17 protein-coding genes are annotated in these 19,896 nt (G+C 64.2%); 9 read left to right on the top strand and 8 right to left on the bottom strand.

Annotated features, from left to right (window positions below; all coding sequences use genetic code 11):
• Both AC1DRE_RS17960 and AC1DRE_RS17955 read right to left on the bottom strand, forming a co-directional pair.
• Positions 1–385: Hpt domain-containing protein (locus AC1DRE_RS17960; RefSeq protein ID WP_476985871.1), on the bottom strand; the 385-nt coding region annotated here is incomplete at its 3' end.
• Between the two features lie 198 nt (positions 386–583).
• The gene (locus tag AC1DRE_RS17955) at positions 584–1,057 is read right to left on the bottom strand and encodes an EAL domain-containing protein (RefSeq protein ID WP_476985876.1); all 474 of its coding nucleotides are present in this window, start codon (positions 1,055–1,057) and stop codon (positions 584–586) included.
• Between the two features lie 1,670 nt (positions 1,058–2,727).
• Here AC1DRE_RS17955 and AC1DRE_RS17950 point away from each other — a divergent pair.
• The gene (locus AC1DRE_RS17950; protein ID WP_476985870.1) at positions 2,728–2,964 is read left to right on the top strand and encodes an MmyB family transcriptional regulator; all 237 of its coding nucleotides are present in this window, start codon (positions 2,728–2,730) and stop codon (positions 2,962–2,964) included.
• 377 nt (positions 2,965–3,341) lie between these two features.
• Here the strand turns inward: AC1DRE_RS17950 and AC1DRE_RS17945 are convergent, their stop codons facing one another.
• Complete coding sequence (locus AC1DRE_RS17945) at positions 3,342–3,638, bottom strand: hypothetical protein (RefSeq protein ID WP_476985869.1); 297 nt, start codon at positions 3,636–3,638, stop codon at positions 3,342–3,344.
• A gap of 1,255 nt (positions 3,639–4,893) precedes the next feature.
• Here AC1DRE_RS17945 and AC1DRE_RS17940 point away from each other — a divergent pair.
• Positions 4,894–5,364 carry a pyridoxamine 5'-phosphate oxidase family protein gene (locus tag AC1DRE_RS17940; RefSeq protein ID WP_476985868.1) on the top strand — a complete coding sequence of 157 codons (471 nt, stop codon included), beginning with the start codon at positions 4,894–4,896 and terminating at the stop codon, positions 5,362–5,364.
• A 530-nt stretch (positions 5,365–5,894) separates the two neighbouring features.
• Here the strand turns inward: AC1DRE_RS17940 and AC1DRE_RS17935 are convergent.
• Together AC1DRE_RS17935 and AC1DRE_RS17930 are read right to left on the bottom strand one after the other, a co-directional pair.
• The gene (locus AC1DRE_RS17935; protein ID WP_476985867.1) at positions 5,895–6,257 is read right to left on the bottom strand and encodes a hypothetical protein; all 363 of its coding nucleotides are present in this window, start codon (positions 6,255–6,257) and stop codon (positions 5,895–5,897) included.
• Positions 6,258–6,302: 45 nt separating this feature from the next.
• Positions 6,303–7,466, bottom strand: a complete 1,164-nt coding sequence (locus AC1DRE_RS17930) for a cytochrome b N-terminal domain-containing protein (RefSeq protein WP_476985866.1) — start codon at positions 7,464–7,466, stop codon at positions 6,303–6,305.
• A 1,494-nt stretch (positions 7,467–8,960) separates the two neighbouring features.
• Here AC1DRE_RS17930 and AC1DRE_RS17925 point away from each other — a divergent pair.
• From AC1DRE_RS17925 to AC1DRE_RS17915, 3 genes are read left to right on the top strand one after another with little or no spacing between them, the layout of a single operon-like run.
• The gene (locus AC1DRE_RS17925) at positions 8,961–9,704 is read left to right on the top strand and encodes a glycosyltransferase family 2 protein (RefSeq protein ID WP_476985865.1); all 744 of its coding nucleotides are present in this window, start codon (positions 8,961–8,963) and stop codon (positions 9,702–9,704) included.
• Positions 9,701–10,387: a TIGR04282 family arsenosugar biosynthesis glycosyltransferase gene (locus tag AC1DRE_RS17920; protein ID WP_476985864.1), complete on the top strand. Its 687-nt coding sequence runs from the start codon at positions 9,701–9,703 to the stop codon at positions 10,385–10,387. Before AC1DRE_RS17925 ends, AC1DRE_RS17920 begins: the two co-directional genes overlap by 4 nt.
• Positions 10,384–11,121, top strand: coding sequence for a methyltransferase domain-containing protein (locus AC1DRE_RS17915; RefSeq protein WP_476985863.1), 738 nt, complete (start codon positions 10,384–10,386; stop codon positions 11,119–11,121). Before AC1DRE_RS17920 ends, AC1DRE_RS17915 begins: the two co-directional genes overlap by 4 nt.
• On the opposite strand, the gene AC1DRE_RS17910 is transcribed toward AC1DRE_RS17915, so the two are convergent.
• The gene (locus AC1DRE_RS17910; protein WP_476985862.1) at positions 11,061–11,534 is read right to left on the bottom strand and encodes a hypothetical protein; all 474 of its coding nucleotides are present in this window, start codon (positions 11,532–11,534) and stop codon (positions 11,061–11,063) included. The genes AC1DRE_RS17915 and AC1DRE_RS17910 overlap by 61 nt on opposite strands.
• Positions 11,531–12,703 (bottom strand): molybdopterin-dependent oxidoreductase, encoded by a 1,173-nt coding sequence (locus AC1DRE_RS17905; RefSeq protein ID WP_476985861.1) that lies wholly within the window; start codon positions 12,701–12,703, stop codon positions 11,531–11,533. The genes AC1DRE_RS17910 and AC1DRE_RS17905 overlap by 4 nt, the downstream gene beginning before the upstream one ends.
• 111 nt (positions 12,704–12,814) lie before the next feature.
• Here AC1DRE_RS17905 and AC1DRE_RS17900 point away from each other — a divergent pair, with 111 nt between their 5' ends.
• The 4 genes from AC1DRE_RS17900 to AC1DRE_RS17885 all read left to right on the top strand — a co-directional run bounded on the left by AC1DRE_RS17900 (position 12,815) and on the right by AC1DRE_RS17885 (position 17,717).
• Positions 12,815–14,296, top strand: coding sequence for a glycosyltransferase 87 family protein (locus AC1DRE_RS17900; RefSeq protein ID WP_476985860.1), 1,482 nt, complete (start codon positions 12,815–12,817; stop codon positions 14,294–14,296).
• 35 nt (positions 14,297–14,331) lie between these two features.
• Positions 14,332–15,213, top strand: coding sequence for an MTAP family purine nucleoside phosphorylase (locus tag AC1DRE_RS17895; RefSeq protein ID WP_476985859.1), 882 nt, complete (start codon positions 14,332–14,334; stop codon positions 15,211–15,213).
• Complete coding sequence (locus tag AC1DRE_RS17890) at positions 15,210–16,271, top strand: NAD-dependent epimerase/dehydratase family protein (protein ID WP_476985858.1); 1,062 nt, start codon at positions 15,210–15,212, stop codon at positions 16,269–16,271. The genes AC1DRE_RS17895 and AC1DRE_RS17890 overlap by 4 nt, the downstream gene beginning before the upstream one ends.
• Positions 16,272–17,249: 978 nt before the next feature.
• Positions 17,250–17,717, top strand: a complete 468-nt coding sequence (locus tag AC1DRE_RS17885) for a hypothetical protein (RefSeq protein ID WP_476985857.1) — start codon at positions 17,250–17,252, stop codon at positions 17,715–17,717.
• A gap of 392 nt (positions 17,718–18,109) precedes the next feature.
• Here AC1DRE_RS17885 and AC1DRE_RS17880 read toward each other — a convergent pair whose 3' ends face one another.
• Positions 18,110–19,771, bottom strand: a complete 1,662-nt coding sequence (locus AC1DRE_RS17880; protein WP_476985856.1) for a CocE/NonD family hydrolase — start codon at positions 19,769–19,771, stop codon at positions 18,110–18,112.
• Positions 19,772–19,896: the final 125 nt, after the last annotated feature.

Raw genomic sequence — 19,896 nt, 5'->3', positions numbered from 1 at the left:
TCTCCAGCGCCCGTCCGCCCGGAAAGTCACCGCTGCGGATGAAAGCCTCGACCGCCTCCGCGAGCAGTGCCATTCGCAGTCCTCCCACCATGGCCGAGGAGACTTTCAGGCTGATCACCGCATCAAGTGCCCGCTCGCGGTCCTGACGCTCAACTGCGGCAACGAGGTGACCCTGCCGCTGGCCCCACAGAGTGGCGTAATCCCGGGCAAAACCGACTGCGATGTCCGGGCCGCCCAGCTGATCCTCCAGTTCCCGGAGGACAACCGGATCCAGCAACGGCAATTCCGCGGCCCCGCCCCTCAGGGCCGGGGCCGCGGGGGCGCTGGAGAATACGTTCTCTGGGGCACGTTTCGCGCTGTCGACGCGAGGGACTGAGATGGACATGCCTCAACGCTACTTCCCGGTTAGGTGAATTGGCCGGTCGCCGGCGGATCTTGCGGAAAGCCTGTGGCTTCCTTGACCGTGCCGCAATCGCGGGACGGCAGACAGCGTCGATAGGCGGCCGACGAACCGTCTGTCCTGGGCGCAGGGAAGACGAGGTCGAGGTCACGGGAAGACACGTTGTCGTTTCCTCGACAGGCACTATCCATCGCCACTAGGCCAAGGCACATGACCCGGGCCGGCAGACCTGTTTTCGTGCACCCAGGTTGCCCAGTCCCTGGGCTGGATGGAGGGTCTGCCGAGGAGGTAACCCTGGCCCGCGGCCATTCCGAGTCCGGTGACGGCGAAGAGTTCGGCGGATGTTTCGATGCCTTCGGCCACGAATGTGGCGCTGATCTGTTTGGCGAATTCGACCACGGCAGCGCCCAGGGCGTACTGGCCGGTGTGGTCACGGATTCCGGCGATGAGGCTCCGGTCCAGTTTGATGATGTCCGGCCGCAGATGCAGGATATGGCGCATGGACGCGAAACCGGATCCTGCGTCGTCCACGGCGATGCGAAGGCCGCGCAGGCGCAGGGGCGCCAAAACCGCTGCCAGTGGACCGTATTCTTCAACGGGCAGGCGTTCGGTCAGTTCCAGGATGATCCGGTCCAGGGATAAATGCGAGCCCTCCAGGACCTGTGGCAGGCGCGGGTCCAGGCAGGTGTCCGGAGAGACGTTCAGGGCTACATACAGGGACGGGGGCAGTGCTTCCGCGGCCTAATTGCGGTCGCCAAGGCGGCAAACTCCAGCTCGTTCCCCAGCCCGACGACGGAGGCCTCCCCGAACCAGTAGTCCGCGCTAACGCCGTCGTCGCTGACGAACCGCGACAGTGCTTCAGCACCGATAACGCGCCCGGTAGCCAGGTCCTGAATCGGCTGGAAGTCGTCAGCAGCCGCTGCCCGCTGATGATTCCCTGGATGCGTGCCCTGCTGCGCGTGGTGGCGGCCTCCTCAGCGGTCGGGGATGTCAGGAGCCGGCCGGTCCCCTCAAACCCGGCGGGTGTGCCGCCAGTGCCGAGACGGGCGTTGCCTGAGGCTTCCATCCAAAGGGGGCTGCCGTCCCGGTGCCGGCAGCGGACGATAACCCCGAAACCGGCGAACCCGTCGGTCGCGCAGGGACAGAAAATAGATATGACGGCACTGTTGCGCACTCCGTAGCTACCCGGCTGGAGACCGTCCGCTCCCCCACACGATCCTGGCAGGTACTGGCGACAGTAGACAGTGATATTGCACAGCAGCCGACAGGTCTGCCGCTGAGACCTCACCGTCAGCAACTTGGCGTCAGGTGTTCGCTAGGGCGCGACGACGGTTCCGGAGACGGGACTGGCCCGCCAGTGAAGGGAAATTTGCGCTGCCGTTGTGGACTGCGCGGGCCGGATCCCGGACTGGACCGGTGCGCCATCATGGCCTTTGGTCCGGTCACTGATCAGGCCAGTGCCGGCGATCTACCGGACAAGGACTATGGCCGCGGAAACGGCCTGTTTCGTCGGGTAGAGTCCCGACGTCGCCCACGTGTGGCCGGAGGAATCTACCAGTCTGAAACTGTATCCGCCTTCAGGGGCGGTGAAAACTTCGAATTGACCTGTCATGGCGCGCTACTCCATCTCTCCCCTCGTTGGGAATGAAGATCAGCGGAACTCAGGTGCCGGTTTGTTCCGCAACAGCACATACAGGTTCAAGCCTTGCACCTGGTCCTCCCGGAGCCCGGACACGGTGCCCTGCTGCAGGAGACAGTTGGCTGGCTCTGGTCGCGCGGACAATGGGGACGGATTCTGCATACCGTCTGGAGGGAAATATCCTAACCAGCCCGGTCATCACCTGAAAAGCCACGCACCGTCATCAACAGCACCACCCATCGCTCCGGGTAGCCGTTAGTCCTTTCCGGCTCGCCCGGCCGGGCAAGACCAAACGCCGCACGCTTGCCAAACCGGACAGGTCCGGCCAGGTACACAACGTCTGATCACCTCACTGACCGGTACCCTGCTGTCGTCCTCGGGCGCCGCAGCGAAGTGCTGGCCTGGGACCGGCATGGGCACGCCGCCTCGTCGCCGGACATCTGGACTTCGACGCCTTGGGCACCTCATCCGCGAGACCGAACATGACGCGGGTGCTCTTCCTCGACTACCCCACACTGGAGCTCTACCCGCGCTGGCCCGAGGAAGTCACCCGCCGTCGCCTCGCTCCGGCTTGTCGCCGGCCGCACCAGCGACGACCCGGAGATGGCGTGACTGATTGGTGAGGTGACAATGAAAAGCGAAGGGTTTGCCGCCTTGTGGCAAAACAGTATGTCCCAGGCTCAGGCAGATGCACCATCCGGAGATCGGGCCATTGGAGCTCCATTTCGAAGGGCTGTCACTGCCGGACGACTCCGGGCAAAGCGTCCTCATTTGTACTGCGAAGCCGGGAGACCCTGCATTCGAGTCGCTCCAGCTCCTCCAAGTCCCGACCCCCGCGAAAAGTGGTGACGTCTGTTTCACCAGCATCAAAGGACGGCGCAAAGCCCAACACAATGTATTCCGGATAGCGCGGCTTATCTTCTGAACCCAAAGCCAAAAGCGGAAAGCCACGAACCCGCGGCAAACCGGCTGGAAATGCTGGTGTCCGCGGTCGCCGCCGGGGGATACCTTGACGCTATCCGGTTGGCTAACGGCGATGGGTCGGCTGGGGGCTGACGGCAACTGCGCGGATCAGCGGCGGAAAACCGTGGAGGGAGATTCGGCGGCCATTGCCGCCGACCGTTTCGCAGCGCCAAGATCCGGTTGCGGGGAAATTCCAGACGGCTGACTTCCCTGACCGTCACACCATTACGAGCAATGATGGGATGGCTTGGGTTCACCATCCCCTTCCCAAGCAACGGACCGGCCTTCCCGGGAAGCACCAGCCACGCCGGGCTCCCGGCAGGCCGGTCTCCCGAGTGGTCAGGGCATGACCTTGTACAGATCCACGACGGTCTCTTCCGGGGGTGAGGTGAACCCGCCATCGATGCCCGCCTGCATGCGGGGCATCAGAATGTCGTCGCGGAATTTCTCCCAGCTAGCCTTCGACTCATGGATGGCCATAATCGTCCAACCACCGTCTGAAGGACCAGCGGCGTGGAACGTCTGGCCCTCCGGCAGGAGGCCCTCTCCTGGGTGAACGGCGGCAATCGAGGCCTCATATTGTTCCTTTGTGCCCCTTGGGAAGAAGTGCACGATTCCGTACGGTGCGGCGTCCATCTTTTGCTCCTTTGCTGGTGTGGGTTGCCCGTGGACATGCCCAGCAATAGACCTCACCAGTCGGAAAGTCAAGGTGTGTTGATAAGAGCTAATCAAGGCCCAGGACATCGGCGCTTGCGCCCGTTACCTTGAACCGGCCGGGCCACCTAGAGCAGCCAATGGATGGTCAGGACCAATGTCAACTGCTCCGGAAATCGCCAGCTGGAAGGACGAGCTCCATTGCAGGGAGGAGGATCATTCCGGTAGCTGGCGTGGCTAGCTGCCCTGCTCAACGTGACGCCGGCAACGACTGGAGTCCGCCACACGACTTTTCGTGGAAACCTTTGAGCATGAGCTGGGTGTGTTGCTGCACTGAGCAAGCTGCAGTTCGTGGAACAGCATGCTGCGCCAACGATGGGCTCCTCTCCCCCAAGGATCGACTCTCAAGGGCAGGCGGCCCGATGCTGGTCAATTCAAGTTCGCGGCCGGTTGAAGTCTCATCGGCGCATCGAGTACCTCAAAAGTGAACATTATGGGTCACAAACTATTTGCGGGAGAGGGGTAGTGGAAATGGCTTTGAACTGCAGAAATGCACGAAATTGGCCGATTTTGACCCATATAAATTTTGAGATTTTCTTGCCAGTGAATGTTAGAACGTGAGGTGGGTTGGTTCAGGCCCCTGTTTCCCCTGTTCAGGCGCGGTTCTCGGCCTTCAATGGGCCCCTGGCACGGCGATCAAGTCGATCGGGCCGAGCTTGACCGGAGGACGATAGCGACCTTGCGAGAGACCATCTGAGAGGAGCTTCATTGACGAACGTTCAAGGACGAGGTGGGTCGGCATATGCCCAGGTCGCATCGTTCTCGCTCGACCAACCAGCTCCGACTGACGGACGAGGAATCGGGCGCATGGTTGGTCCACTCGTGGAACGCGGGCTCGAGTTCGGTCACGATTACCCGTGTCCGGCGGAGGCCGCCGTCAACAAGTGCGCCGCCAATTGTCTCCCGAAATGCTGTCGCTCGGGAGTCCGAGTGGACAGACTCGAAATGGTCACCGCGGCGCGGCGGCGTCGCGATCGGGCGAAGTTCTCCGCCCCACCGATCGTGCATCGTCTTGCCTACTCCCGGAGGAGTGTGTATCGGCCCGAGTGCCGGAAAGAGTGACTTTCGGCCCACATCAGTGTGAGTGCCTGAGTGGACTCATGCTGGGAGGGGTCTTCTTAGGAGCGCTGTCTTTGGGCCCTGTTTGTGGCGAGCAACCCCACCGTAGGATTGCTACATGACCGACAAGAACATAGTGCCTGAGGCAGAGATTCTCGATCCGGACGATTGTTGGAGGCTACTTGGTGAAACGACCGTGGGACGGCTCGCGGTCATCGTCGACGGCCATCCCGACGTCTTCCCGGTGAACTTCACAGTGGACAACCAGACACTCGTCTTCCGCACCGGCAGCGGAACCAAGCAGCAGGCGATTGAAGCCGACGCCGTCGTTGCCGTGGAGGCGGATGCTGTGAGCGCCGAATTCGGCTTGGCCTGGAGTGTTGTGGTCAAGGGCCGGGCCGAGGAGACAACGCCCACCGGGCCAGCCAAGGACGAAATCCGTCGCGCACTTTTTCCTTGGCAGGGAGTTGGACAAGACCATCTGTTCCGGGTCGTTCCCCAGTCGGTAACAGGCAGGCGCTTCAGCGTCACCGCTCCCATGATGTGGCGCACATCCTTGGACGACGTCACCCGCGCGGGACTGGAGTAGCACAGCGGGACTCCAATTGATCAGCCGAATGCGGCAGAACCTGGGCCGGTCCGTCGGTTACAACACCGTCCCCCTTCCTATCGCCACGAGTGTTTTCTCCTTCGCCGTGCTCGTCCTAAGCCCGAAATCTGTGCATGTCGGGGTTCAAGCTTCCTGACGGCGGTCAATGCTCTGCCGCTCAAATGGCTCCGTCTTCCCCACCCCGGGACATCCGAGCCCACAGCACCGGCGCCGTACGTCTCGTCGCTGCCACGATCCAGCCGCCGTGAATCGTCGCACGAGACGCAGCGGCCTTGGCAATGGCGATGCCGAACCCAAACGCACACGAAGCGGTGCTAGTTGCCTCGACATCGTCAATAGGCGGACCTAGATGTGCGCGACGGGGCTGGACTTCGCAGCAGACATTCCAGGCTGAGGGAAGCATTCATGATCTTGGGGGGAAGGGGCATAGGCGAACATGTCCAAGAACCGCCCAGCAGGGGTGCCGATCTGAAGGACGCCGGTTATCGACAGCATTACTCTGATGTCAGTCAGCCTGTTGCAAACAGTCGAAGAAGAATGACCGATCCGAGCATCCCGCTGGCGCACGTGGTTAGGGCGCGGTTTCGGATGCTCCATTTGCTGGCGATGGTGTCCGCAGTTACCACGGTGCCGAACGCGAGAAACGCATACATCAGGTGCAGCCACTGATGGGGCTGGCTACCTGTGACGAGGAGCGCCTGTCCTGCCGCGGCTGTGACTCCAATCAGGAGCAACATGGCATTCACTCCCCGTGCGGCCCATTTGCCGGGCGCTCTTGCTCGAACGGCGCGGATGCCTCCCTCGAGGGTGACCAAAGCCATTGCTACCACGCTCAGATAGGCGAGTGCGAGGTGGAGGTCAATTGCGAACATGGCGCAGCCTGGACTTGCTGCCTCTGTCCCAAAGCACTGGTCTGATCATCCGACCGGTGTCACCTGGTTGACGATGATCCCGGTGATCATGGTTGCCCAGAATACGGCGATCAGCAGAAAGGCCCAGCCACGGGTCCGTAGATCGAACGCCGCTTTCCAGCTTCGCGGCTCGGTGCGTGGACGGTCAACGAGCGGAATGAGGAGAAGCGCCAGCGTCATGACCGCCATGGCTATCACGGTGCCCCAGATGTCCGGCTCCATGTTGAAGAAGATGCTGACAAACCGGTTCATCCCGTGCGTCCAGCTGATCGGAAATGTTGAGGTCACTCCCAGGCCACCCGGTCCGTGCTCAGCGCCGTAGTAAGGGGAGATCGGAAGGTTCTGGGGTGCGGGTCCAGGATCACGGTTCCAGACGAACGCCAACACCACGACGGCGCCGATAATTGGGACACCGTACATTGCCCAAGCCTTCATATGGCTGCTGAAGGGATCCTTCCGACCGCTGATCTTGTGCCAGAAAGGCAGGGAGATCCCCTTCTTCTTGATGAGGTAGTAGTGGAGAACGACGAGCATCAAGAGCAGCGCCGGCAAGATCAAGATGTGGAGCGCATACAGCTGGATCAGCTTGGGGGTGGCAAAGGCGACATCCAGCAGGCTCTTGTGGTTATAGTCAAATACGCTGGCCAATCCGATGGCTTCGAAGAACTCCCCGACATGCCACGGAACTGCGAATCCACGCTCATCCCAGTGCAGGGTCTCGCCCGTGACACTGAGTGCGAAGACGACCCCCGCCAGCGCAACCCCGATGGTCCAGAGACCCTTTTTCGCACCACGATAGGCAGCGCTGATGAAGACGCGCATCATGTGGATCATCACCAGTCCGAAAATCAGGTAGCTGTTGTAGAAGTGGAAGTTTAGGATGGGCGCCCACCAACCACTTTCCAGCAGCGACTTGGTCGTCTGATACGCGGTGGCCGCGTCAGGCGTGTACGCGAACAGCAGGATGGCCCCCGTGACCAGTTCCAGCGCAAGAGAAATGCCGAGAACGCCGCCGAGCGCGTACCAGAAGGTGTTGGTTTCGTGCGGTATCAGGTATTTACGGACCATCGTGTTGAGCAGCGAGGTGATACCAAACTGTTCACCCCAGCCGCGGCCAGAGTCGGCAGAGGCACGGCTGTCGGCAGGGCGGGAAGGCGATTCTTCGCTCATGATGGCAACATAGCTCATCCCTTCCCCTGCGTCGATGGCCAAGCCAATTGATGCCGCGGATGGTGCTTCCGGCGTCGGGCCCATGCCGGGGGTCCAGCCCAGTCCGAAGACGAAACCAACAAGGTTTAGGAACAGGCTCTAAGAAATGAGACAGACCGGGACGCAACCAACGTGCCTTGCCTTGAAATCCTGGGCCCACCTGCTCAAACGCCGCTAGAGGGCAGATAATCCGGCTCGGATCCTCCACCTCGGCGCTGCGGACCTTCGAGTTGCGACGCGACCCGTTGTCGGAGAAGTGGCAGCTGCAGTCCATCACTGACAATTGAACGGTGGGGCCAGGGGATTCATCTGGCGTTCCCTGCCCCTTCGTCTAGTCGATGTTCACTGCACGGCGGCTGTAGCGTGGCGTGCTGAAGGCCTGCCGGTCCCCCATCGGTGGGCCTTCTTTTTCCCTCGCTGCGTGGCACGATAGGCAAATTCTTGGCCGAAGTCGACCCCTGAAGTCGCTACTAGGCTGACGAAACAACCGCTGGATATCAGTCTCCAAGGGTGCGGAGCTTGGCGGCGCTGAATCCCTCGTCAGAGAGTGCGCCCTTTGCATGGAGCTCTGCAAAGAGAGCCGGTTCTGCTGCCAAGGCCCTACTGCCCCGCGTTTTGCCAACCGGTCAGCAGAAGTACGCGGCCGATTGAAGTCTCATCGGCGCATCGAATACCTCAAATTGAACATTGGTGGCCACAAACAATTAGCCTGAGATGGGTAGTAAAAATGGCCTTGAGCTGCAGAAATACGCGAAATTGCCCTGTTTTGAACCCATATAAAATTGCAGATTTTCGTGCCAGTTAATGATGAGTTAAGAGGTGGGTACTTCTTAGGCAGAATCTCCCTTGCTTGCCTAGTCCCAGCCGTACGTGGTTCAAGGTATCGTCCCGCGATGTGCTTGTACTGAATTGGCCGGTCCTCACACCCGCTGGGTCCGCTCTTCGAGACTATTCTGGAGCATGGGTCCGCTTCCCGTTGCCCATGGCCAAGTCACTTCCGAAGCCACCTCGAGTTCCTGGGCCTCCACATCAAGTCGGTACCGCAGCGTCCAAGCCACCATAATGCCCTGGAGCGGGTTACGCCTGGCACCGGGTCGCCCTGGAGGGTCTGAGCAGCTAACGTGCCAGCCGGGTCTCCTCCTCCAAGTGGCCGAGCTTGTCCGGGTTCCGCATGGCGAAGATCCGTGCGATCCTGCCGTCCTCCACCATCAGGCTGATGACCCGGCAATCCGCACTGTGCCCGGATGGAGGATGCGCGAATTGCAGTCAGCTCTCCCGGTTGGTCCTTGTCGTGCCAATGTCGGCATGGAATATCGGATGATTCGAGCCACGATACCGCGATCATTCGGGGGACATGGTCGTGTGGTCCGGCAGGGCGCAATGGCTCCTTCGCCTGTCCGTATATCGTAAGGAAATTCCGGTGTTCTTGCCGACGGTAATACGTAGCTTGGAAGGGTGAATGAACTGACCGCCGCCGTGGATGTTGTCCTGCCGTGCCTGAACGAACGGGGCGCCATCCCCTGGGTGTTGTCCCGGATGCCGGAATCGTACCGGGCCATCGTGGTGGACAACGGCTCTACCGACGGTTCCGCCGAGCTCGCCCGGGATCTTGGGGCCGTGGTGGTCCGCGAGGAACGCCGCGGCTTCGGAGCGGCTGCGCATGCTGGCCTACTCGCCGCCACGGCAGACTTTGTGGCCTTTTGTGATTGCGACGGATCCCTGGACCCGGCCGAACTGCCTGCGCTGCTGGCCCCGGTCATTGCAGGGAAAGCGGACCTCGTGCTGGGCAGCCGCCGTCCCCAGCGCGGATCCTGGCCGCTGCATGCCCGCATCGCCAACATTGTGCTGGCCCGGCGACTGCGCCGCCTGACGGGCCAAACCCTCACTGATCTTGGGCCGATGCGCGTGGCCCGGCGTTCAGGACTGCTGGCATTGGATCTCCGGGACCGGCGCAGCGGATACCCGTTGGAAATGTTCCTCAAGGCGAGCCTGTCCGGCTGGAAAATCAGCGAAATGCCTGTGGCCTACGCTCCGCGGACCGGCAAATCCAAGGTCACCGGGACTGTCAGGGGAACGCTGACCGCCATCCATGACATGTCAGCGCAGTTGCAGTGGGCGGCCGCTGAGCTCCGGGTCGCTCCCGTCCCCGGTCCCGGTGAACCGGTCCGCGGCAACGTCGATGGGGAACAACAGACATGAGGAACATTATGGGACTGACGGTGGTGGTCATCGCCAAGGAGTGCCTGCCCGGACGGGTCAAGACACGGATGTCTCCCCCGCTGACGCCTGCACAGGCGTCCGGCATCGCCCAGCTGAGCCTGTCGCGGACGTTGGAGACTGTGCGGCACTGGCCGGTCTCGGACCGGATCCTCGTCATGGAGGGGACCCCGCTCGCCCGCGATGCCGCAGGATTCAGGCTGCTCCCCCAGGCGGGCGGTTCGCTGGATGAGCGCCTGGCCGCCATCTGCGACAACGTCTCCGGTCCGTTACTGATCATCGGCATGGACACGCCGCAGGTATCAGCCAGCCACCTGGCACCGCTTTTCACCGACTGGGCATCCGCGGGCAGCACACACGATGCCTGGCTGGGTCCGGCATCCGACGGCGGCTTCTGGGCGCTGGCCCTGCGCAACCCCAAGGGCTCTCTTATCCGCGGCGTCCGCATGTCCAGGGACACCACCGGTGCCGAGCAGCTGGCCCGCCTGGCCGGAGAGGGACTGTCCACAGGCCTGCTGCCGGTGCTGCGGGACATGGACTATTTCGCAGACGCCGTTGAGATCGCCGCCGTCATTCCCCGGACGGACTTTGCCGCCTCAGTGACGGCAGCCCTCACGCAGGAGCCCGAGTATTCAGAGCAGCGACCTGCCGGAGCATCACGGTGACGGGCCCGGCCAGCGCGCCCGCGGACGTCTTCGGGCAGGGCCTAACTGAACCGTACGCGCGGGCACTCCGGACGGGCCGCGGCCGGCTAACGTTGCGCCCGCACGACGCAGGCAGTCCCGACGCCGATATGCCCGGCAGCGCCGCTGCCGGCTGCGAGGTGACCTACGACGTCCTCAGCTGGTGTGCCGAGGCCAGCCCGCTGGAACGGCAGCTGCTGCAGAATGTGAACGGGCCGCTCCTGGACATCGGCTGCGGCCCCGGCCGGATGCTGTCCGCGGCCCGGGCAGCGGGCCTGGCGGCCATCGGCGTCGACACGAGCCGCGAAGCAGTCAGCCGGGCATTGGCGCGGGGAGCCCGCGCCCTGCACCAGTCCGTTTTCGCTGCGGTTCCGCACCCCGGCCGGTGGCAGTCAATCCTCCTGCTGGACGGGAACATTGGCATCGGCGGAAACATCCCGGTGCTGCTGCGCCGGTGCCGGCAGCTGATCGCCGATTCCGGAACGCTGCTGGTGGAACTCGAGCAGGAGGACGACGTTGACACGGCCTACGTGGCGGTTCTGGAAGACGGCGACGGAAACTGCAGCGACCCGTTCCCGTGGGCCAGGATCGGACTGTCCGGACTGGAATCGCGGACGCGGGCTGCCGGGTGGACAGTGACCCAGTCCCAACACCTTCAGGGCCGGGTATTCTGCCGTTTGTCCCCGCTTCCGGGGCCCGCCCGTTCAGCACTGTAAATCACTATGGCGGCCAGGAGGGCGAGAACGGCCCAAAACCACGCAAGGTTGGCCGCGTAGTCGGCTTCCAGGACACTGGTGTTCCGGGCCTCGGACTGTGCCTTGAGCAGGACTCCGGCAACTAGCGAGACGACGGCACCGGTCATCAGGGCGCCGCGCAACACGGCGGCGGAGACCGGACGGAGCCTGGACCCAAAGCGGGTCAGGCCCGCACCGGCGAGGGTGGACAGCGGAACAACGACGCCGTCATGGAGCAGGATGGCAATGGCCATCCACGTTAGGAGCCCCACCAACTGGGCCACCCCCAGCTGGGTTGGCAGGCCCAGGATGCCGTAGGCGGCGATGCCGGCGCCCAGGGCGCCGAGGCCTATCCTGGCTGATCGCATTGGCGTGAACTTTGCTTCCGGTTTCACAGTACCTCCACGGTCTTGAGCCACTTGGTTTGTAGGACGCCCGGGCGCCCCGGCGCGATGATCCTCGCCGGGAAGCCGTGGTCCAGGTCAAGGACGTCGCCGTTGAGCTCCAAAGCCACCAGTGTTTGGTCATCACGGACGTAGTCGGCAGGCATGGTCATGATCCTGTACGCACCCTCGGGCTCCAGGCTGGTCACCCGCACTGCGGCATCGTACGGGCCGCCCACAGCGCCCACCAGGTCCCGCATCCGGACGCCCCGCCAGCGGGCCAGCTGGCTCCAGCCCTCAACACACGCGATGGGGAGCTCGTGCTCGAACTGGGGCAAGGCCTTCAACTCCGCCAGGCTGAAGGCCCGGCTGGTTCCACCGTAGCTGACCGCCAGCGCCCAGTCCTTGGCACGTGCGGCTTCCTCCACCCCTGCCTGGGCAGCTGTCCGGTTGACCGGCACCGATTGGGGTCCCGTTCCCATCCGCCGCGGCGCGCACAGGTTCAGCGGATCCAGCCAGGACCACGACTGCCCTGCCGTGGTCAAAACCAACGCCCCCGCGGTCGCCCCGACGGCGGCCAGAAACGACCGGCGTGACCAGCGCCCAGGGGCAGGGGCGGCGGAACGGGACCCGCCGCCGTCGTCGGACCCCTCCGTTTCCCGGGCCGGACGTGCCCGCCAGTGCGCGGTAGTTAGCGGCAGCTTCACGGCAATGTGAAGCAGCAGCGAACCCCAGATAACCCAGGACAGCCAGTAATGGGTTTCGCGGAAGGGGAAGGGCCACGGGTACCACTTGTAGGTGTTGATCAGTCCGGTGGTGAGCTCAATCAGGGACGATCCGATGAAGAGGGCAATCGAGCCGCGCTCGAGCGCCTGGCCCACCGATGCGACCGGCGGCCACTTGAGCAGCTCGGGGTAAACGGACCAGAGTTTCGCCAGCAGCAAGGGAATGGACGCCAGCCCGGTCGTTACGTGGACCCCCTGGGTCAGCTGGTAGATCCACACCGGGCGGGTCAGGAAAAACATCCACGACGGCGGTTCCTGCAGCCCGTGGCTGAACAGACCGGTCAGGAAACAAACCGTGAAGCTCAGTGCCAGCCACCGGCCCAGGATCACGGTGAGGCGGGTGCTGCGCGTGGGCGAGGCAAACCTGGCCGCCAATGCATCAGTAAGCTTCTGCATGCTTTGATCACACCACTGTTCCCTGGCCGGCGGGCGCTTCAGACCTTACGAAATGCGGAAGCCTTGCTGTGCCGGCACCGCAACCTCCGGGGATGGGGCAGGATCAGGAGTGTGGACTCCGATACAGCCAAACCGGCACCCGCCGCTCCACAGCGCCCGTGGGCCCTGGTGCAGGCGGCCCTGCTTCTGATCACGTCCGCCATATTGCTGTGGTGGATGGTATGGCCCGCCAATCCCTTCGCCTCGGCCCCGGCCGTGGGAACCTGCCTGGCGTGGGTGCTGCTGCTATTCGCCGTGCCCGCTCTGCGCCGGGTGCCACGGAAGCAGGCGGCCACGGTGATCCTCGCGGGGTCAGTGCTGCTGGGGCTCGCCGCCATGAGCGCCCCGCCCCGGACGAGCAACGACTCCGCCCGGTATGCGTGGGACGGCATTGTGCAGAAGGCCGGACTATCCCCCTACGCGTACGTTCCAGTTGATGAGACGCTTTCTGGCCTCCGGCCGGACTGGCTCTTCCGCCCTGGAGCCACCGGGCCCGACGGGCAGACGGTCTGCGCCGGCGATCTGTTCGGCACCGACGCCGTGCCTGCCTCGGGGTTCCCTTCCGGGAACCCGCTGTGCACGGCCATTAACCGCCCGCACGTGCCCACCATCTACCCTCCGACCGCAGAAATCTACTTCTACACCGCACGCGTGGGTGTGCCGGACAATGTTGGTTACCTGCCCTTCCAGCTGGGCGGGCTGTTGATCGGAACAGCCGTCACCGTGCTGCTGCTCAGGGCACTCCCCCGGGCCGGGCTGCCGCCGCACCTGGCCGCCGTCTGGGCCTGGAGCCCCTTCCTGCAGCTCGAAGCCGTGAACAACGCGCACGTCGACGTCCTGGGTGGCGCCCTCCTGGTCGCCGCCGGGATGCTGCTGTCCACCGGCAAACCGCTCCGCTCCGGCGTCGCCTTCGGGGCAGCGGTGGCCACCAAACTCATTCCGGTGGTTGCCGCCCCGGCGCTGTTGTTTAAGCGGCCTGCAGCCTTCATCGCGGCCGCCGTCGGCACCTTCGTGCTGCTCTACGTCCCCTACATCCTGGCGGCCGGCAGCAGTGTTTTGGGCTTCCTGCCCGGGTACCTGAAGGAGGAGGGCTACAGCCAGGCGGGCGGCATCCGGTTCGGCCTGGCCCAGATCGTGTCGGCAGGTCCGTGGCCGCCGCTGCTCAGCGCAGGGGTCCTGGCCGCCGTCGCCCTCTATGCCTTACGGACCACCACCCCCGGCAACATCTGGCACCGGCAGACGATGATGATCGGGCTGTTCCTGCTGATCATCAGCCCCAACTATCCCTGGTACGCCCTGCTGCTCCTGCCGTTCATCGTCCTGAGCCGACGGTGGGAATACATCGCCGTGATACTCGCTCTCGACGTCATCTACATGGTCCCGGCCTCTGCAACGGAAGGCAATTGGATGAACCAGGCCATCCTGGTGGCGGCCGCGTTCGTGATTGCGGCCGGTGCCTGGCTGCGCCGGCGCGCCCTGATCGATGCCAGCGCCCCGACGGAGCTGGTGCGTTCGGAGCAGTCCGCCACCGCGAGTGGCTCGGACACACGGTGACCGGGACCGCTCCGGGCCAATGGCATCATGGCCCTATGACACCAACCTCGCACGGCCATCCCCGCCCCCGCATCGGCATCATCGGCGGCTCGGGCACCTACCGGATACCTGGAGCGCAAGTCCTCGCCGTGCTGGACATCGCAACCCCCTACGGGCCGACGTCGGCCCCGGTCACCCTGGCAACGCTGGCCGGGCGGCCGGTGGCCTTCCTGCCCCGCCACGGTGACGGCCACGCCCTTCCACCGCAGAAAATCAACTACCGCGCCAACCTGTGGGCGTTGAAGAGACTTGGTGTGGAGGCTGTGCTGTCCTCCTCCGCTGTCGGCGGGCTGCGGACCGGGTACGGGCCGGACACGTTCGTCGTCACCGACCAGCTGATCGACCGGACGTGGGGGCGCGGGGACACGTTCTACGACGGCGTAGCGCCCGAGGGTGCGACGCCGTCCGGGGTGCAGCACGTCCCGGCGGCCGAACCGTTCTGTCCCGGGCTCCGTGCCCGGCTTCGGGACGCACTCGAGGCCAAGAGCCTGCCGTTCGTACCGTCCGGGACCGTGGTGGTCATCAACGGGCCCCGATTTTCCACCAAGGCCGAATCCGCCTGGTATGTGGCCGGCGGCGCCGACATCATCAGCATGACCCAGTATCCGGAGCCCGTCCTGGCCGCCGAACTCAACATGGGTTTCGCCAACCTGGCCTACATCACGGACTCGGACACCGGCCACGACGGATCCGAACCCGTCACGGCCGCCGCCGTCTTCGCCCGGCTCAAGAATGTCCAGCAGCACATCCACGCGGTCCTCGAATCCGCCGTCGCCGCCATCGGGGAAGAATACCGCAGCCCCAACCTGATGGGCCCCGCCGCGGTGAAGGCCATCATGACCCGGCCCGTCCCCGGCGGCACGGCGGGCCTCACATGAAGGTCCTGGTGACGGGCGGGGCCGGTTTTATCGGGTCCCACATCGTAGAAGCGTTCCTGGACCAGGGCTGGCAGGTGCGGGTGCTGGACTCGCTGGATCCGAAAATCCACCCCGGGCCGCCCCGGTTCGATCCCCGGGTGGAGATGATGACCGGCGACGTCACGGACCCCGCCGCTGTCGAGCGCGCTTTGAAGGGCATAGACACCGTCTGCCATCAGAGCGCGAAGGTGGGCCTGGGGGTCAGCTTCGCGGACGCACCGGACTACATCCGGAACAACGACTACGCAACAGCGGTCCTGCTCGCTGCCATGGAGCAGCACACCGTCACCCGGCTGGTGCTGGCGTCCTCGATGGTGGTCTACGGCGAAGGGGCCTACACGGACCCGGATACGGGATCCATGGTCCGCCCCGGTCCGCGCACGCCGGAGGACCTCAAGGCCGGAATTTTCGACCCCCGGGACCCCGTCACCGGCAACATCCTGGCCCCGGCGATGGTCACCGAGGATGCCCGACTGGATCCGCGCAATGTCTACGCAGCCTCAAAAGTCAGCCAGGAGAATCTCGCCGCCGCGTGGGCGCGCAGCACCGGCGGCATTGCCATCGCCCTGAGGTACCACAACGTTTACGGTCCGCGGATGCCCCGCGACACACCCTACGCCGGTGTCGCCTCGCTGTTCCGCTCGGCCCTGGCCCGCGGTGAGGCGCCCCGGGTCTTCGAGGACGGCGCCCAGCGCCGCAGCTTCATTCATGTCAGGGACGTAGCCGCCGCGAACATCGCCGCCGCCGAGGCTCTGTCCGCGGACGGCGGTGCCGGATTCCGGGCTTACAACGTCGGCGCCTCCGAGGTGCGCACCATCGGCGATGTTGCTGCGGCGATGAGTAAGTTCAGCACCGGGCCAGCCCCGATCGTGACCGGCGAGTACAGGCTGGGGGACGTACGTCACATCACCGCGTCCTCGGAGCTGATCAAGACCGAACTGGGCTGGGAGCCAACCGTGGGCTTCGAAGAAGGCATGCGTGAATTCGCCACCGCTCCCCTGCGCGGCGAACCCGGCTGACAAGTGCCGGGGGTCGGGATACGCCGCTTCAGAGACGCCAACATCGGCGAGGAATAGAACGCGCCGCGGCCGGCTCCACCGCTCAGACTACTTGCCCCGGCATTCCGCAGCCGAGCAGCACTCAGCATCGAGGGATCCTTGCTGCCCTCAGCCCCCTATTCTCCAGCTGAATCCAAGAATGCGAAACCGAACCGTGCGCGCTGGACAGCCCGCGAGGATTGAGTCAAGAATGAGCCAGCGGGTGTCGGCGGGACTCCTGCACCCCCGACCGGGTTCCTTCGTGCCCGGCTGATCCGATCGTTGGAGGCAGGATATGAAGGCCGTGGTTGTCGGGGCGGGCATTGCCAAGGTCCGGGGTATCCCACTCTGCATTGTGTTTAGTGCTCCTAGCCGCCGAAGTTCAAGGCGTCCAGTGCTCCGTGCGTGATGGTGCAGATGAGGTGAGTTATAGCACCGTGACGTCCTGGACGTGGTCTGTTCTCACGCCCCTCTTGCGTGTTGAACCGTGGCCGCCACGAGTCGCGTCTAGGTTTGGATGGAGCGGCGAACTGCAGATTATTGGCGGTCCCGGCCGTTCAAGACAGTGGCTCGGCGGAGGGAATGCCCGTCAAAGGCATCACGGGCCCTCCTTGCGTTGTTTGATTTGGCCGATGAACACAGGACGCCTCCCTGCCGCTACGCTTGTGGCACGCCGGACGGCTGCAACGAAGCCGGCGTTTCCGTCATCGGATTTACTGGGCAAAAAGTCGGGGGTGACCCGTTTGGGATTCGCACTGTTGTTGAATTTCTTTGAGCTCGAGGCCCTTTTTCCGCGCGCAGGATCGGACTTTCCTCACGGGGCCGTGGGGACATTGCGGACCAGGTCAGAGTCGCTCACGAAGAGGCTGTCTCCCGAATCCTTGCGATCGACGGCACGGTCCGCCTCGTCGACCGCGAGATCATCGTATCCTGGGCGGATCGGGAAGCTGGAGGCTCCTGATGGCCATGGTCGCGACGATCGTGCTTACGATCCTGCTAGTGCTTTACTCGCTTCAAGCCCTGGCGAAGTTCACCATCTGGCTCTTCGTGCCGTACTCGGCCCGGATCCGCCGGATCTCGTCGTACTACGACAAGGACAGCCGCACCATCAGCATCTATGACACGGTAAGCCTGCTCAGCCTTGTGCTCGCGGTGGCTCTGCTGCTCGTGGTCGGGGCAGAACCGATCAGCTTCCTCACCGGCCTGATCGTCGGCATGCTCCTGATCCAGACCTTTTTCCACCGTTTCGACCGTCCGCTCGCGCCCGAACGATCCCCGGCTTCGCCGGCGCCCGTCCGCAAGATGCTTTCCTTCGCGATCCAGGATGCGCCGCTGCTCGCGTGGCGCGAGATACTAGTGATCGCAATTCTGCTCGTCGGCGGCCTGATCGGGCTGGGGTGGGCCGTCGTGTCCCGGCTATCCGTCTGAGAGTTCCTCATGCCGCCTAAAAGAAACCGCCGGATACTGACAGTCATCCCCGGCGGACACGCCCCAGCGCCGGCAGCCCCGGCTCCTGGGGCAGCAATGAGATCCGTTATCACCGGATCGTACGGGTCATCAAAAGACCACGGCGTCTTTCGTCGGAAAATGCCGGAAAAGGTCATCTTCACGACTGCGGCCGCCGCCGCGATCTGCGCCACGGTCGCTTCGTCGAAACCTTTGAACGAACAGGGACATGGCCTGCTCCTGCAGGAGTGCCCGGGTGGCCGGGGCCGCTAAAGCGCCCGCTCCCGCACTAGGAGGGGGACAGTGCGGTGCCCTCTTAAAGAATTGCCTGTCGTAGGGAGTGGAAGCCCCGATGGGAGTCCTGTCGCCTGAGATTACGGGGCGCCGCCTTCGTGAAGGACAACCCGGAGGTTCAGTGCTGAGGGGTGTTCGGGGTCGTGGAGAATTTCCTGATGGGCCACACGCAGCTCGATGGCAGCGGCCAGCGGCTGGCCTGTCCCGGGGTTGCGGTTAAAGCGCGGGTGGGCGCCGCTTGAAACTTGTAGCCGGATACGGTGGCCGCGGCGGAAGCGGTGGGCTGTCGGCCAGAGCTGGATGTGGACGGTTCTGACTCCCTCAAGGTCCGGTCGGGCGTTTCCGGGGTGCAGGCGGATGATCCCGTCGCAGAGATTGAGTGACCGGCCGCGCGGATCCACGTCGCAGAGCCGGGCGTGAAAGTCTGTGTGTCCAAGGCTGGAGCGTATGAACAGTGTCACGGTGACGGGGCCGATGACGTCAAGATCGGTCTCCAGCCGGTTGCTGGTGTAGGTCAGGACGTCCGGACGGGCCTCAAGTTTGCGGTTGTCTTTGCTGCCGGCTCCCAGACCGACCACGGCGCCGCCAACCGTCGGCGTCGGGTTGGCCGGGTCGTAAACGTAACGGGATGCGGGCGATGGCGGGGCCGGCCGTGTGTCAAGCATTCCGGCGGGCTGCAGGTACCACGGAGTGGGACGGCCGGTCGCCGGGGGCCAACCGGGCAGATCCGTCCAGCCGCGGGTGCCGGTGACCCGCACCCTGACCGGCAGGCTCGGTTCGGGCCGGTGTTGTTTCCCGAGCGCGCGGTCAAGGGTGGCGAACGCGTCGCGCTGGTAGGCCCGGAGCGCCATGTTCCGGCCGTGTGCAGCCGAGCTGATGAATAAGCGCACAGATCGGTTTGTACGGCTTAGCGCCGCGTAGTCGGTAAGGACGTTGGGGAGGAAGAAGTCCCACCACCCTCCGGCCAGATGCACGATCGCAGGCATGTTTGATGCGTTGAGGCGGTAATCCATTGCCGCCCAGTATTCGTCGTAGCGCTCATGCCGGATCCATTCCTGGAAGTATCCGATCCGTTCACCGGTGGCGATCCTGTCCGCTTCGCTGACCGGCATCCGGTTCGCGGCGCGCGCGAGACGGCCTTTGGCGGTGAGCGCGGACATGGTTTGGGTCCTGATGGATTGGTCCGGGTTGAACATGCTGTTGACCAGTTGGGCCCATCCGAGGGCGTTGCCAAGTGCGAAGACCCCTCCGGGGTACATGAACGTGTGATAGAAGTCTGACGGGCCGACGTCGATGATTGCTGCTTTCCATTCGGGTATCGGTTGGGATGCCAGGTCCCACTGGGAGTACCCGAGGTAGCTGGCGCCCCAGGTTGCGAACGCGCAGGGGAACCAGTCCTGGCCCCGCATCCAGTCGATGGTCGCCGGGCCGTCGTCGCGGTTCATCACGAATCCGTTGAAGGTCCCGCCGGAGCCGCCGGTACCGTGCAGGCTCTGGATCAGGACCTGGTAGCCGCGCTCGGCGATTAGCCGCGACACGAGGATGTTGGCTGACCGTCTCCCATACGGTGTGCGGATCAACACCACCGGCGCCCGCTCATCGGCCGCCGGGAAATACCGGTCCGCCAACAGCACGACCCCGTCCCGCGCAGGGATCGCCAGATCACACTGCACCCCTACGGATGGAGAACGCACCGGCGGAAGCCCGAGCAGCCAACCCAGAAGCCGGCCTGACGTACTCATCGGCTCACCCTCAGAATGTTCCACGGGAAAATCAAAGCGACCGCCAAAACCACTGGCACCAAAACCCGGTGCCCTTGGATCCGCCTCGGCTGATCATGGCCAAGAGCCCCCGGCTGAATCCGGCA

This window comes from Arthrobacter sp. P4_H3 (assembly GCF_056400885.1).
Note: the sequence above shows the minus strand (reverse complement) of the source record. Positions and strands in the feature narration are given on the sequence as shown.